The sequence below is a fragment of the Buttiauxella izardii genome, assembly GCF_003601925.1.
In the GTDB taxonomy this organism is placed as follows: domain Bacteria; phylum Pseudomonadota; class Gammaproteobacteria; order Enterobacterales; family Enterobacteriaceae; genus Buttiauxella; species Buttiauxella izardii.
On the sequence record NZ_QZWH01000069.1, the window covers coordinates 26,178 to 40,349 of the forward strand.

At 48.6% G+C, this 14,172-nt stretch carries 16 protein-coding genes; 11 read left to right on the forward strand and 5 right to left on the reverse strand.

All coding sequences use genetic code 11. The features are described from left to right. Nucleotides 1–61 precede the first annotated feature (61 nt). The 4 genes from tsaB to rnd all read left to right on the forward strand — a co-directional run bounded on the left by tsaB (nucleotide 62) and on the right by rnd (nucleotide 4,490). Nucleotides 62–757, forward strand: coding sequence for a tRNA (adenosine(37)-N6)-threonylcarbamoyltransferase complex dimerization subunit type 1 TsaB (gene tsaB / locus D6029_RS21950; protein ID WP_120066794.1), 696 nt, complete (start codon nucleotides 62–64; stop codon nucleotides 755–757). 79 nt (nucleotides 758–836) lie between these two features. Beyond that, nucleotides 837–1,409: a Slp family lipoprotein gene (locus D6029_RS21955; RefSeq protein ID WP_120066817.1), complete on the forward strand. Its 573-nt coding sequence runs from the start codon at nucleotides 837–839 to the stop codon at nucleotides 1,407–1,409. A gap of 203 nt (nucleotides 1,410–1,612) precedes the next feature. Next, nucleotides 1,613–3,298, forward strand: coding sequence for a long-chain-fatty-acid--CoA ligase FadD (gene fadD, locus D6029_RS21965; RefSeq protein ID WP_147365258.1), 1,686 nt, complete (start codon nucleotides 1,613–1,615; stop codon nucleotides 3,296–3,298). A gap of 70 nt (nucleotides 3,299–3,368) precedes the next feature. Continuing rightward, nucleotides 3,369–4,490, forward strand: coding sequence for a ribonuclease D (rnd, locus tag D6029_RS21970; RefSeq protein ID WP_208642708.1), 1,122 nt, complete (start codon nucleotides 3,369–3,371; stop codon nucleotides 4,488–4,490). Between the two features lie 158 nt (nucleotides 4,491–4,648). On the opposite strand, the gene minE is transcribed toward rnd, so the two are convergent. The 3 genes from minE to minC are packed head-to-tail and all read right to left on the reverse strand — an operon-like array spanning nucleotide 4,649 to nucleotide 6,475. Then, entirely contained in the window at nucleotides 4,649–4,927 is a 279-nt protein-coding gene (gene minE / locus D6029_RS21975; RefSeq protein ID WP_034455225.1) for a cell division topological specificity factor MinE, read from the reverse strand. 3 nt (nucleotides 4,928–4,930) lie between these two features. After that, nucleotides 4,931–5,743 (reverse strand): septum site-determining protein MinD, encoded by an 813-nt coding sequence (gene minD / locus D6029_RS21980; protein WP_120066797.1) that lies wholly within the window; start codon nucleotides 5,741–5,743, stop codon nucleotides 4,931–4,933. Between the two features lie 24 nt (nucleotides 5,744–5,767). Next, a complete protein-coding gene (gene minC, locus D6029_RS21985) occupies nucleotides 5,768–6,475 on the reverse strand; it encodes a septum site-determining protein MinC (RefSeq protein ID WP_120066798.1) in 708 nt (235 codons plus the stop codon). 126 nt (nucleotides 6,476–6,601) lie between these two features. Between minC and D6029_RS21990 the strand changes: the two genes are divergently transcribed. From D6029_RS21990 to D6029_RS22015, 7 genes are all read left to right on the forward strand, one after another. Then, on the forward strand, nucleotides 6,602–6,877 hold the full coding sequence (locus D6029_RS21990) for a YcgL domain-containing protein (protein WP_120066799.1): 276 nt from the start codon (nucleotides 6,602–6,604) through the stop codon (nucleotides 6,875–6,877). Nucleotides 6,878–6,948: 71 nt separating this feature from the next. Continuing rightward, on the forward strand, nucleotides 6,949–8,025 hold the full coding sequence (locus D6029_RS21995) for a lytic murein transglycosylase (protein ID WP_120066800.1): 1,077 nt from the start codon (nucleotides 6,949–6,951) through the stop codon (nucleotides 8,023–8,025). 77 nt (nucleotides 8,026–8,102) lie between these two features. Continuing rightward, nucleotides 8,103–8,762, forward strand: a complete 660-nt coding sequence (locus tag D6029_RS22000; protein WP_120066801.1) for a fumarylacetoacetate hydrolase family protein — start codon at nucleotides 8,103–8,105, stop codon at nucleotides 8,760–8,762. An 89-nt stretch (nucleotides 8,763–8,851) separates the two neighbouring features. After that, the gene (locus D6029_RS22005) at nucleotides 8,852–9,298 is read left to right on the forward strand and encodes a YcgN family cysteine cluster protein (protein ID WP_120066802.1); all 447 of its coding nucleotides are present in this window, start codon (nucleotides 8,852–8,854) and stop codon (nucleotides 9,296–9,298) included. Nucleotides 9,299–9,557: 259 nt separating this feature from the next. After that, nucleotides 9,558–11,081 (forward strand): sensor domain-containing diguanylate cyclase, encoded by a 1,524-nt coding sequence (locus D6029_RS22010; protein WP_120066803.1) that lies wholly within the window; start codon nucleotides 9,558–9,560, stop codon nucleotides 11,079–11,081. Nucleotides 11,082–11,195: 114 nt separating this feature from the next. Continuing rightward, a complete protein-coding gene (ymcF, locus tag D6029_RS22730) occupies nucleotides 11,196–11,372 on the forward strand; it encodes a cold shock small protein YmcF (protein ID WP_418230286.1) in 177 nt (58 codons plus the stop codon). A 71-nt stretch (nucleotides 11,373–11,443) separates the two neighbouring features. Beyond that, nucleotides 11,444–11,680, forward strand: coding sequence for a putative hemolysin (locus D6029_RS22015; RefSeq protein ID WP_120066804.1), 237 nt, complete (start codon nucleotides 11,444–11,446; stop codon nucleotides 11,678–11,680). A 49-nt stretch (nucleotides 11,681–11,729) separates the two neighbouring features. Here D6029_RS22015 and dsbB read toward each other — a convergent pair whose 3' ends face one another. After that, nucleotides 11,730–12,260, reverse strand: a complete 531-nt coding sequence (gene dsbB, locus D6029_RS22020) for a disulfide bond formation protein DsbB (protein ID WP_120066805.1) — start codon at nucleotides 12,258–12,260, stop codon at nucleotides 11,730–11,732. A gap of 159 nt (nucleotides 12,261–12,419) precedes the next feature. Beyond that, the gene (gene nhaB / locus D6029_RS22025) at nucleotides 12,420–13,970 is read right to left on the reverse strand and encodes a Na(+)/H(+) antiporter NhaB (RefSeq protein ID WP_120066806.1); all 1,551 of its coding nucleotides are present in this window, start codon (nucleotides 13,968–13,970) and stop codon (nucleotides 12,420–12,422) included. Between the last annotated feature and the right edge of the window lie 202 nt (nucleotides 13,971–14,172).

The following is a 14,172-nucleotide window of genomic DNA, read 5'->3' on the forward strand; positions in this document are numbered from 1 at the left end:
GCTATGGTATGATGCGCGCCGATTTTTGACCCTATTTTTTCCGCCAGAGGTTGGCAATACCATGCGAATTTTAGCCATCGACACTGCGACAGAAGCTTGTTCAGTTGCCCTGTACAACGAAGGGAAGTCTAGCGCCCATTTTGAACTGTGCCCACGCGAACACACGCAACGTATTCTGCCGCTGGTGCGTGACATCCTTAACGAGGGTGGCGTTGGTCTGACCGCATTGAATGCGCTTGCTTATGGCCGTGGCCCAGGTAGTTTTACCGGTGTGCGCATTGGCATTGGCATCGCCCAAGGGCTGGCGCTCGGGGCAGAATTGCCGATGATTGGTATTTCGACTCTGGCGACGATGGCGCAAGGGGCCTGGCGCATGACGGGCGCAACCCGCGTTCTGGCTGCGATTGATGCGCGAATGGGCGAAGTTTACTGGGCCGAGTACCAGCGTGATGAAAATGGCGTCTGGCACGGCGAAGAAACGGAAGCCGTTTTAAAGCCTGAAGCGGTTGCCGAGCGGTTGAAACAACTTCAGGGCGAATGGGCTACAGTCGGGACAGGTTGGCAAGCCTGGCCGGATATGGCGCACGGAAGTGGACTGATCATTCATGATGGCAAAGTCACCCTTCCTGCGGCAGAAGATATGTTGCCTTTGGCAATTCAGGCATTAAATGATGGTTGTACGGTGGCGGTAGAACATGCCGAACCGGTCTATCTGCGTAACGAAGTGACATGGAAGAAGCTTCCAGGCAGAGAATAGTTCACAACGTTCGTAAGCCGATGCGGCGTTAAGGAGAATGGATATGTCTGGTTTACATGTCAGGATTGTTACTCGTTTAATGGCAGTGGCTGCCGTTGTTATGCTTAGCGGTTGTGTCACCGTTCCCGATGCCATTAAAGGCACCAGCGCGACACCGCAGCAAGATTTAATCCGGGTGATGAACGCACCTCAGCTTTACGTCGGGCAGGAAGCGCGTTTCGGTGGCCGTGTGGTGAATATCGATAACAAACAGGGCAGAACGCGTCTGGAAATTGCGACCGTAAACCTCGACGAAGGTGCCCGTCCGCAATTGGGTGAACCGTCGAAAGGGCGCATTTACGCCGACGTGAATGGCTTCCTTGACCCCGTCGACTTCCGTGGGCAACTGGTCACGGTCGTCGGGCCAATTACCGGCACGGTAGAAGGCAAAGTGGGTGAAACACCGTATAAATTTATGGTGATGCAGGTGAACGGCTACAAACGCTGGCGTATCACGCAACAAGTGGTGATGCCTCCGCAACCGATCGATCCGTGGTTCTGGGGCGGACCGTATCCTTACCGTGGCCGTCATGGTTACGGTTACGGCGGCATGTGGGGCGGCGGATGGTACAATCCTGGCCCGGCACAGGTACAGACTATCGTTACCGAGTAACGACATGATTTATGAGTAAAAGAGGCAGCGGCATGTCCGCTGCCTCTTTATTGGTATCATGGAATAAAAATAATTAGTGATGCGCTTCGCAACCTTAAACCAGTCTAATTAATAAACTGGTACGCTGAGTTAATATTATGTTAACAGCGTGTTTATATATTGGGGTTGTGATGACGACGAATAATAAATTCAGAGGTGGATCCTTGAAGAAGGTTTGGCTTAACCGCTACCCGGCCGACGTTGCGGCCGAGATAAATCCTGACCGTTATCAGTCCTTGGTGGATATGTTTGAGCAAGCAACGGCGCGTTATGCCGACCAGCCTGCGTTTGTGAACATGGGCGAAGTGATGACGTTCCGCAAGCTCGAAGAACGGAGCCGTGCGTTTGCTGCTTATTTGCAACAGGGCCTGGGCCTACAAAAAGGCGACCGCGTGGCGTTAATGATGCCGAACCTGTTGCAATATCCGGTGGCGTTGTTTGGTATTTTGCGTGCCGGAATGGTGGTGGTGAACGTTAACCCACTTTACACACCGCGCGAACTTGAGCATCAGCTTAACGACAGCGGTGCCAGCGCGATTGTGATCGTTTCAAACTTTGCCCATACCCTCGAAAAAGTGGTTGATAAAACCCAGGTCAAACACGTTATTTTGACGCGCATGGGCGATCAGCTTTCTGCGGCAAAAGGGACGTTGGTTAACTTCGTGGTGAAGTACGTCAAACGCCTGGTGCCGAAATATCATTTGCCGGATGCCATTTCCTTCCGCAGTGCTTTGCAACACGGCTATCGCCTGCAATATGTTAAGCCGGAAATTCTTAATGCCGACCTGGCATTCCTGCAATACACCGGCGGAACAACCGGTGTGGCGAAAGGCGCGATGCTGACTCATCGCAATATGCTGGCGAACCTCGAACAAGTCAGAGCGGCTTATAGCCCGTTGCTGTTTGAGCGCAAAGAGCTGGTGGTGACTGCATTACCGCTCTATCACATTTTCGCGCTGACTATGAACTGCCTGCTGTTTATTGAGCTTGGCGGCCAGAACTTGCTGATTACTAACCCGCGTGATATTCCGGGGCTGGTTAAAGAACTGGCGAAATACCCGTTTACCGCCATGACCGGTGTGAACACGCTATTTAATGCGCTACTCAATAACAAAGAGTTCCAGCAGCTCGATTTCTCCAGCCTGCATCTTTCGGCTGGCGGCGGAATGCCAGTACAACATGTGGTGGCTGAACGTTGGCAAAAACTCACTGGCCGCTTCCTACTCGAGGGCTACGGCCTGACGGAGTGCGCGCCGTTAGTCAGTGCTAATCCGCATGATATGGATTACCACAGCGGCAGTATCGGTTTGCCGGTGCCGTCCACTGAAGTAAAAATGATTGATGATGAAGGCGAAGAAGTCCCGCCGGGTGAGCCAGGTGAACTGTGCGTGAAAGGGCCGCAAGTGATGCTCGGTTATTGGCAACGCCCGGATGCAACCGATGAAATTCTGCAAGATGGCTGGCTGCGTACCGGCGATATTGCGGTGATGGACGAAGAGGGCTTTATGCGCATCGTCGATCGCAAGAAAGACATGATTCTGGTTTCTGGTTTCAATGTTTATCCGAACGAAATCGAAGACGTGGTTATGCAGCACAGCGGTGTGCTCGAAGTGGCTGCGGTCGGCGTGCCGAGTGGCGCTTCTGGTGAAGCCGTTAAGATTTTCGTGGTGAAGAAAGATGCCTCGTTAACCGAAGAAGCGCTGGTGGTGTTTTGCCGTCGCCATTTGACCGGCTACAAAATACCTAAGCTGGTTGAGTTCCGCGAAGAACTGCCAAAATCGAACGTAGGTAAAATATTACGACGAGAACTACGTGACGAATCGGTCAGTAAAGGCAACAATAAAGCCTGAGCTCCGAGTCAGTCGCCCTAACGCCGGTTCGCCGGCGTTTTTTATGGGCGCAAACCTATGAGAACTGAATTTGACTTACCAAATGATTACGACCGATGAAGCCCTTGCCCGCGTGTGCGAAGCGGCTCGTCAATTTTCAGCCGTTGCGCTGGATACCGAATTTGTTCGTACCCGCACTTACTATCCGCAACTGGGTTTGATCCAACTTTACGATAGCGAAACCGCTTCGCTTATCGACCCGTTGACGATTTCTGACTGGTCGCCGTTCAAAGCGTTGTTGCAGGATACGGCGGTGATTAAGTTCCTGCATGCCGGTAGCGAAGACCTGGAAGTGTTCCTCAATGCTTTTGGGATGTTGCCCGATCCGTTTATTGATACGCAGATCCTGGCCGCTTTCAGCGGGCGTCCGCTCTCATGCGGTTTTGCGACGATAGTCGAATCCTTTACCGGCATCGCGCTGGATAAAAGCGAATCCCGCACCGACTGGATTGCTCGCCCGCTGACTGAACGCCAGTGTGAATACGCTGCCGCAGACGTGCTTTATTTGCTGCCAATCGCGCATAAGCTAATGGAAGAGACGCAAGCCGCAGGTTGGATGGATGCCGCACTGGATGAATGCAATTTGATGGCTTCGCGCCGTCAGGATGTGCTGGACCCGGAAGAAGCATGGCGTGAAATCGGCAATGCATGGCAGCTTAGAACGCGTCAGTTAGCCTGCCTGAAGAAACTGGCCTCCTGGCGTCTGCGTAAAGCGCGTGAGCGTGATATGGCGGTGAATTTCGTGGTGCGCGAAGAACACCTCTGGCAGGTTGCGCGTTATATGCCGGGTTCGTTGGGTGAGCTTGAACATCTGGGCCTGAGCGGCAGCGAAATCCGCTTCCACGGCAAAGCGCTGCTGGCATTGGTTGTTGAAGCCCAGGCGCTGTCTGATGATGAACTGCCTGAACCTTTGAGCAATCTGGTGGATATGCCGGGTTATCGTCGCGTGTTCAAAGCGATTAAAGCGCTGGTGCAGCAGGTGAGTGAAACCAGTGGCTTAAGTGCAGAATTGCTTGCATCACGCCGACAAATTAACCAGTTATTAAACTGGCACTGGCAATTAAAAACACAGTCAACGCAGCCAGAATTAATCAGCGGTTGGCGCGGGCGTGTAATGGGCGAGGCTTTAAAAACTTTGCTGGCAGACTTTTAATACCCAGGCAAATTACTGGGAATAATTACAGTAATGAGTTTTGTAATAATGGAATAGAAATATTATCGGTTCAGAATAGTCTGTATTTGGAATTTGCTGGTCGATAGAAATAAATAAACCCCCTCGATAAATCCTGGGGGCTTATTTCGCAAGAAATACTACGCAGATTTAGTTGTTGCTTCCTGAGTTTCTGGCAACGTCACGTTAAGTTCCAGAACAGAAATATCGTCATCTTTTTGATCAAGGACGACGGTCAACATTTCTGGATCGATTTTGACATATTTGCAAATCACTTCCAGGATATCGCGTTTTAATTGCGGTAAATAATGCGGTTCACTATCACCACGGCGACGTTCTGCAACGATGATTTGCAGACGCTCTTTTGCGATGTTGGCGGTGTTCTTTTTCCGTGAGAGAAAAAAGTCTAGTAATGCCATAACTTATCCTCCGAACAGGCGTTTGAGGAAGCCTTTCTTCTCTTCTTCAATGAAGCGGAAAGGGCGATCTTCGCCAAGCAGGCGCTCAACAGTATCTGCGTAAGCTTGCCCAGCGTCAGCTTCCTGGTCAAGAATGACCGGCTCACCCTGGTTTGAAGCACGCAGCACAGATTGATCTTCAGGAATAACCCCGACCAACGGAATGCGCAGAATTTCCAGCACATCTTCCATGCTGAGCATGTCGCCGCGGTTGACGCGACCCGGGTTGTAGCGAGTTAACAGCAGGTGTTCTTTAATCGGGGATTCACCGTTTTCTGCACGGCGAGACTTAGACGAAAGAATACCAAGAATACGGTCAGAGTCGCGTACTGACGAAACTTCGGGGTTGGTGGTGATAATCGCTTCATCAGCAAAATAGAGCGCCATTAATGCGCCTGTTTCGATACCTGCTGGTGAATCACAAACGATAAATTCGAAGTCCATATTTTTCAGGTCTTCCAGAACCTTCGCCACGCCTTCGCGAGTCAAGGCGTCTTTATCGCGTGTCTGAGATGCAGGCAGAATATAAAGCTGCTCAGTGCGTTTATCTCTGATTAACGCCTGGTTTAATGTGGCATCGCCCTGAATCACGTTCACGAAGTCGTAAACGACGCGACGTTCGCAACCCATAATTAAATCCAGATTACGCAGACCAATATCAAAATCGATTACGACGGTTTTTCTTCCCTTCTGGGCCAAACCCGTAGCGATGGCCGCGCTGGACGTGGTCTTACCGACGCCCCCTTTACCCGATGTAACAACAATAATGCGTGCCATAAAGGAATTCCTTGTTAAAAGGGCTTAATTCAAAGGTTGAACGGAGAGAGCACCACTCGCCAGACTCAGGCGCGCCGCTTTCCCATAATAATCGGCTGGTATTTGTTCACTCAGCCAGTATTCACCCGCTATTGAGACCAACTCAGCAGCAAGATTTGTACAGAATATTTGTGCATCACGATCGCCACTGGCGCCTGCCAGGGCACGGCCACGCATCATGCCGTAAACATGAATATTACCATCAGCAATAAGTTCTGCACCGGCACTGACATGATTGGTGATAATCAAATCACAGTTTGGTGCATAAATGCGCTGACCGGAACGAACCGGGGTATCAATCAAACGCGTTTTTGTGACAGGGTTAACAATTGGTTCGACAGCAGGCGCAGCCTCAACGGGTGCAGCCTTCGCTCGCGAATTTTTCTCTTTACCTTCCGTCAGCAGGGGTAAACCTGCACGTTCAATTTCTTTCTTTAACGCCTCGTCTTTACAGCCACTAATACCGACGACGCGTAAACCAGAAGAAACCACGGCTTGCTGGATTTTCTTCCAGTTGACTGAACCGTCAAGGCCGGCAACATTCACCACCACCGGTGCATTTTTCAGAAAGGCGGGTGCCTGAGAAACTTTGTCCTGAAGGGCCTGGAGAATCACCTCGGGTTGTGCGTCATGTAAGTGAAGCACTGATAAGGTAAAACTGCTGCCTTTTAACTCGATTGGCGTGTTTGACATCCTGCCCTTACTCAATTCAGTTTTAATCCCCACCGGTGTGGGACGATATTCCGAAGTACATCTGGCATGTTATAGTCACAGGTATATTCAGGCAAGCCACCATCTGGCGAAAATAGAGTAAAAAAAATGTTTTGTGTGATCTACAGAAGTAGTAAACGTGACCAGACTTATCTTTATGTCGAAAAAAAAGACGATTTCTCTCGTGTCCCTGAAGAATTGATGAAAGGTTTTGGTACCCCTCAATTAGCAATGATATTGCCGCTTGATGGAAGTAAAAAACTGGCCAACGCGGATTTTGAAAAAGTGAAACAAGCACTCAAAGATGAAGGGTATTATTTACAATTACCCCCGCCGCCAGAAAGCTTGTTGAAAATGCATCTGGAAAATAGTCCGAAAAAATAAGTTTAGGACTAGCGCTAAATCTTCTCTATACATAAAGGTAGATGATATATACGACAAATAACCCGGGGAAAATGATGAATACTCCAGCAATTTGTTTAACAGTCATCACCTTTATGCTCTCCATCAGCAGTGCAACGTCGTCAAGCGCACAGCCGCAACCACCTGTTATCGCGCCGGTTGCCGGGAAAACAGACGCCAAACCCGCGCCGCCAACGCTTGCGCAAGAAGGACGTGATCCTGCCGAATTTCCCGCCTATCTTGAAACCCTTAAAGCACAAGCGAGAGCGCAGGGCATCAGTGAAAACACCATCAACAGCGCATTCGCGAAGGCCCATTTTGTTGATCGGGTGATAAAATCTGACCAGAACCAGCTCGAAAAGAAAATTATGCTCGATGATTACCTTGCACGAGTCATCACGCCGGAAAAAATCCAACTGGCGCGTGAGCAGTACAAACAGCATCAAAGTGAGTTGAACGAGATAAGTGACCGTACCGGCGTTCAAAGCCAGTACATCGTTGCGCTGTGGGCGATGGAAAGCCATTTCGGTGAAATTCAGGGCAAAGAGGACATTGTCTCGGCGCTGGCAACCCTGGCGTTTGAGGGGCGGCGCGAGGCGTTCTTCACCAAAGAGCTCATGTCATCGTTAAAAATCCTCGAGCAGGGGCATATTACTGCCGATGAACTGAAAGGTTCCTGGGCGGGAGCGATGGGCCAAAACCAATTTATGCCGAGTTCATATCTGCGCTATGGCGCGGATGGCGACGGTGACGGAAAAATCGATATCTGGACTAACACCAGCGACGTTTTCGCCTCAACCGCGAATTACCTGAAAACCGAAGGCTGGAGAGCCGGAGGAGATTGGGGAACGGCAGTCATTTTGCCTGTGGATTTTGACAGCACATTAGCGGGAACAAAAACGGGGCAGGGCAAAACGGTTAGCCAGTGGGAAAAACTAGGCGTCAAATTTGAAGAAGGTGCCAAACAACCCGCATCTTCGCAAAAAGCCTGGGTCATCACGCCTGACGACAACCTGGGGCGCTCGTTCCTTGTTTACAACAACTTCCGCACGATTATGCACTGGAACCGCTCTTACTACTTTGCGATTAGCATCGCGACAATGGCAGATGCGATTGCACAGCAGCCCTGATTCAGCAGTATTCAGAGGAGATTTTTTTCTCTAGTATCAAAAGCAGGTGACACAACGACGCAGAGGCAGAGGAAAGAATGTATCAACATCATAACTGGCAGGGTGCGCTGCTGGATTTTCCGGTCAGCAAAGTAGTGTGCGTAGGCAGTAATTACGCAAAGCATATTAAAGAGATGGGCAGTGCTACGCCGGATGAACCGGTGTTATTTATTAAACCTGAAAGTGCACTGTGTGATATTCGCCAGCCGCTGGTGCTGCCTCAAGGTTTGGGGTCGGTACATCATGAAGTTGAACTGGCGATTTTGATTGGTTCAACTTTACGGCAGGCAACGGATGAGCATGTGACTAAAGCTATCGCCGGATACGGTGTGGCACTCGACCTTACGCTGCGAGATTTACAAGGCAAACTCAAAAAAGCCGGGCAACCGTGGGAAAAGGCCAAAGGGTTTGATAACTCATGCCCCATTTCCGGTTTTATTCCCGCCAGTGAATTCAAAGGCGATCCGCAAAATACCCCGCTGTCATTGAAGATCAACGGCGAAATTCGCCAGCAAGGCAGTACTTCCGACATGATCCACAAGATTGTGCCACTGATTGCCTACATGAGCCGTTTCTTCACGTTGCGTGCCGGTGATGTGATTCTCACCGGAACACCAGAAGGCGTGGGGCCATTGACTAGTGGTGACGAGCTGGAACTCAGCTTTGCTGAACGGGCTTTGACCACCCGCGTTCTCTAATCTATTTGCCGCCTGCGGGCGGCAAAACTTGCATCTGTGGCCCAGACTGTTTATAAGGTGCGCTTGTTTTTTATTACCGGATAAACATTATGACTACAGTACCGTTCTGGCAGTGCAAAACTCTGGACGAAATGAGTGACGCGGAGTGGGAGTCCCTCTGCGACGGCTGTGGTCAGTGCTGCCTGCATAAATTGATGGATGAGGACTCGGATGAAATTTACTTCACTAATGTCGCCTGCAAGCAGCTCAATATCAAAACTTGTCAGTGTAGAAACTACGAACGCCGTTTTGAGTACGAACCGGACTGTATCAAACTGACGCGCGACAATTTGCCCACCTTTGAATGGTTGCCGCACACTTGTGCGTATCGTTTACTGGCGGAAGGTAAGGATTTACCGACATGGCATCCGCTTCTCACTGGCTCCAAAGCGGCGATGCATGGTGAGCGCATTTCCGTGAGAAATATTGCAGTCAAAGAGTCCGAAGTGCGTGACTGGCAGGACCATATTCTCAATAAGCCTGACTGGGCTGATTGATCCCGCGTTTCTCATGGCGTTATGACATCTGTTATAGCGCCAGAATATTGCTGCTATTCTTTTCTGAAATACCTCACACCCAATTAAATATAAGATCCTCTTACGTAATTAATTTGATAAATAATTGTAACGTAAACTATATTATAATAAATAATGTATCTTCGCAAAGTTTGTATATAATCAGCGCCCAGATTAATAATGAGCAACTGTCTCCAGGATGAGATTGTGACTTTATTTAATGTTAGCGGCGATTTGATAAATGAATAAAATATCGACAAATAAGGCTATAACGATTCACATGTCGGTCATGTTGATTCCGTTTATTTTTATATGCTTTTGTGCATTTTTCTACATTAAATATGAAAAGGAAGCCGATTTTACCGTTGCGATGAGGAGGTTTACAGATAACTCCGCCAAATCTTGTGTAGAGCGCCCCGTAGATGAAATGCGATTATTATTACTGTCGCTTTCGGATAATATGAAGGGCGATACCATTGAAAGATATTTATCTTCGGACTTCATTGACCTCAATATGGTCATCCCTTCAATTGTTGATTCTACGATGTATTTTAAGTCTGCGTTGGTTTCTGATGTCTCAGATGAGTACAAAATTTATCCTGCGATTCAAATGGATAAACTCATTCCAAGCGTCAGACCATGGTATCCGCATGCCGCAATAAAAGATGAAATAGTTTTCTCCGATCCCTATGAAAGCTTACAACCGTTAAAATCAAAAGATCAGCCAAAACTAGGCATTACCGTCAGCATGAATATTTTTGACTCTCATGCCGAGCAAAAAGGGAATGTGGCTTTCGATCTCGATATGAAAGCCATGAGCAAGATGCTTCAGGATATTTCTATACCTTTTAGCGGCAGGTTCGAGGTCGCGTCCCGTAGTGGTATAGTTATTATGTATGCTAATACCGATGATGTATTTAAAAAAAGAATACCTGCTTCATGGCTAGCTAAAACGACGGAAAGGTATGGATCTTTCGTCGATGAAGAAACCGGAAAAATTGTCTATTACCGTGCTTATAATAATCCGGATTGGGTTGCTTATACTTCCGTGAATATTGCCACTTATACCAATACATTTGAATCTGAGTATAAATTACTGGCCCTGGTTATTTTGATATCATCCTTGTTTTATTTTACGTTATTTGCCTTATTCCGAATTTATTTCAAACGTTTAGTCAGCTTGTTGTATATGAGCAGCAACGGCCTGGAAGTTAACAGTCAGGTCGAGAATTTTGAAAGCTTATATAAAGGCATGGTGCAAAAACATCAGCATCTGAAAGAAGTCGAAGTTCTTTCTGTTACAGACACCTTAACGCAGGCAGGCACGCGCCGTAAATTTGAGCAGGACGCTGCTGAATTGCAAAAAAAGAATATTAGCTATCATCTGGCCATCATCGATCTCGACAATTTTAAACACATCAATGATACCTTTGGGCACCCGGTGGGCGACACCGTGCTTAAAAATGTTTGCCGGATTGGCACGAGAGTGCTGGGCGATGAGTATCCTATTTATCGCTTCGGTGGCGAAGAAATGGTGGTTCTCTTCCCCAATTGTTCATTCGCGGAATGTTATGAATTAATGGAAGAGTGGCGCAGTGAAGTTTCTCACAGGGTATGGCGCGAAGAATCACTAAAAGTTTCATTTAGTTGCGGTATTGTTGAAGCGGATGGCAAGCGAGATCTTGATTACCTGCTCGAACGCGCGGACAAATTGCTTTATGACGCTAAAAATTCAGGAAAAAACCGGATTGTAGGATCCAAATAATTCTACTAGAGTAGATGAAACACCCAGGGTTTGTCCGATTGGTAAAAATAAATCGTACAAACCTGTTTTTCCCTGATACAGTAATCTTTCAATAACAAATAAAAGTAGGTTTTTATCCAATATTTAGCATTTAAGTGTCCGTCATGCGGCGGTTCACAGTATCGCACTTCCCCCTACGATGTCCGAGAAACAAATCCCTATGGCGCTGTTTGTATCTTCTGTAAATCAGGGATGCACCTCCTTCATCGTCCGATGAGTGCGATTCATCAACATAACGTAGCTGCTCGCTAAGAGCGTATTCCGCTGGTTTTGCTTTCCCCACTCCTGCACTGTTACCATTCAGCCTCCATAACGGAGGAATAATGAAAAAAATAACACTACTGCTTGGGGCGCTCATTCTCAGCGGCTGTTCATCATCTGAACCCACTGCACCCAAACCGCCGCAGGTTATCGGTACGCCGAACCCGGCTTCTGTTTACTGCTTAGCGAAAGGCGGTGAATTAAGAACGGTGAAAACCGATTTGGGCGAGCGCGGCGATTGCTTATTGCCGAGTGGAGAACGGATGGACCAGTGGGAGCTGTATCGACGCGACCACTAATAATAAAAAACCCGCCTTAGGCGGGTTTTTGTCTTTCTGGAAGATGAAACTATCGACCGAACAGATCGCGGCGTTTAGGTTTGAAAGGCTGAGCAATCAAAACCAGCACGGCAATCACCAGGAAAATAGCAAAAATCCCCACCAACCACTGCACCATATCCAGCGTCAGGAATTCCCATTGGCGCACTGAACAGTCACCTGTTGCCACGAACACTGACGGTAACCACTTATCAAGCGGTAACCAACTCGGGAAGCGAGCGGCAAAATCGCAGGTTACAAACGGGGAAGGGTGAAGCTGAAGCATGGTGTGTTCCCACGCTAATTGCAGACCTTTCCCGGCGCTGTAAAGCCAAAGTGCAATCCCGGCATAACGCAACGGGGTTTTTGGCGCAATCGCACCGACAATCCCGGCACCCATAATGCCAAACAGCGCACAACGTTCATAAATACACATCACACAAGGTTTCAGCATCATCACATGCTGGAACCACAATGCCACCATTTCCAGAGCGAAAGCGGTGAATGCCAGAAGAAGCCAGGCACCACGCCCTCGGGAGCATTGGTTTAAATATCGCAACATAATCAGTATCCCTGCAACATGCGTTAAGTCGGCAGTGTAAACGAATTCGATCTCTGTGCCAGTAGGCACATCAAAATAACACGCTAATCGGATGTTTATCAGACAAAAAACTAAACGGGCCGTAGACAGCCCGCTCAGTTTTGGTTAGTGCGTGATCGCTTACATAATCGGCGTTGAAATCCACCCGGCATGCGTCATCCATTCGGTGACAGGAACCAACGTAAACTCAACACACAGCAGGCCGACTAGCGTCAGTACCAGCGTATACGGTAACGCCATCAGCACCATGCGCCCGTAAGAAAGGCGAATCAGCGGCGCAAGAGCAGAAGTCAGCAGGAATAAGAACGCGGCCTGGCCATTGGGTGTGGCGACGGAAGGCAAGTTGGTGCCCGTGTTAATCGCCACCGCCAGCAATTCGAACTGCTTAAGATCGATGATACCGTGGGTGAGAGCGGCTTTCGCTTCGTTGATATACACGGTGCCAACAAACACGTTATCGGATATCGACGACAAAATACCGTTAAACAGATAGAACAACGCCAGTTGCGAATGGGGTTCGGCTTGCAATACAAACTGGATAACCGGAGTAAATAAATGCTGGTCGATGATCACGGCGACCACGGCAAAAAACACGGTCAGCAGCGCAGTAAACGGCAAGGCTTCGGTAAAGGCTTTACCAATCTGGTGTTCATCTGTCACGCCGCAAAGCGCGGTGGCAAAGATAATCACCGACAATCCAATCAGGCCAACTTCAGCCAAATGCAGCGCCAGCGCAATCACCAGCCAGACGCCAATTAACGCCTGAACCACTAATTTCACTTTATCCTGACGGGTCCGCTTCCTGGCACTTTGGGTATCGTAATCCTGCAAAATACCACGAACTTTCTCCGGCAGTTGCTCGCCATAACCGAGGATTTTTGTGGTTTCCAACAATACGCAGGTCGCTAAACCGCAGATTAATACCGGAATAGTCACCGGAGCCATTCGCAGCAAGAACTCGCCAAAGTGCCAACCGGCATTCTTCGCAATAATCAGGTTTTGCGGCTCGCCGACCATCGTCATTACGCCGCCCAGCGCGGTGCCAACCCCTGCATGCATCATCAGGCTGCGCAAAAACGCGCGGAATTGTTCAAGCGTGGAGCGGTTATCACAATCAAGATGGCTATCATCCTGAATATCATCACCAAGCTCACCGGTCGAAGCCACGCGGTGATAGATATCATAAAAACCGACAGCCACGCTGATCACCACCGCAACCACGGTGAGTGCGTCCAGAAACGCAGACAAAAAGGCCGCAGCGATACAAAAAGAGAGCGAAAGCAGGATTTTTGATCGAATGCCGAGCAGCAGCTTGGTGAATACCAGCAGCAAAAGTTGCTTCATAAAGTAGATGCCCGCCACCATAAACATCAGCAGCAACAACACTTCAAGGTTTGAGGCAATTTCTTCTCGCACATGCTCGGCGCTGGTCATCCCAACAAACACGGCTTCAATGGCCAGCAGGCCGCCGGGTAATAGCGGGTAGCATTTCAATGCCATGGCGAGGGTGAAAATAAACTCGGCAACTAACAACCAGCCTGCAATAAACGGGCTAATAAACCAAAAAACTAAAGGGTTAATGACTAAAAAAGTCAGTAAAGTCAATTTGTACCAGTTGGGTGATTGACCTAAAAAATTGCGAAAGAGTGCGCGCCCGGTAGACATTTCCATCGTAGAATTTTCATGCTCCAGTTATCCCTATACATCCGGAAGGTCGGTGAGGAGACGCCATCCCCGTCCTCAAATCGAAATAATAAGGATAAATATGTTGAGTCAGTTGTGTCTTTTCAGGGTACTCGCGCACAAGATTTCAATCAAGGCGTAGGAATATTCTTTAGTTGTGTGATTACCTGCAAAATTAAACCATGATTCC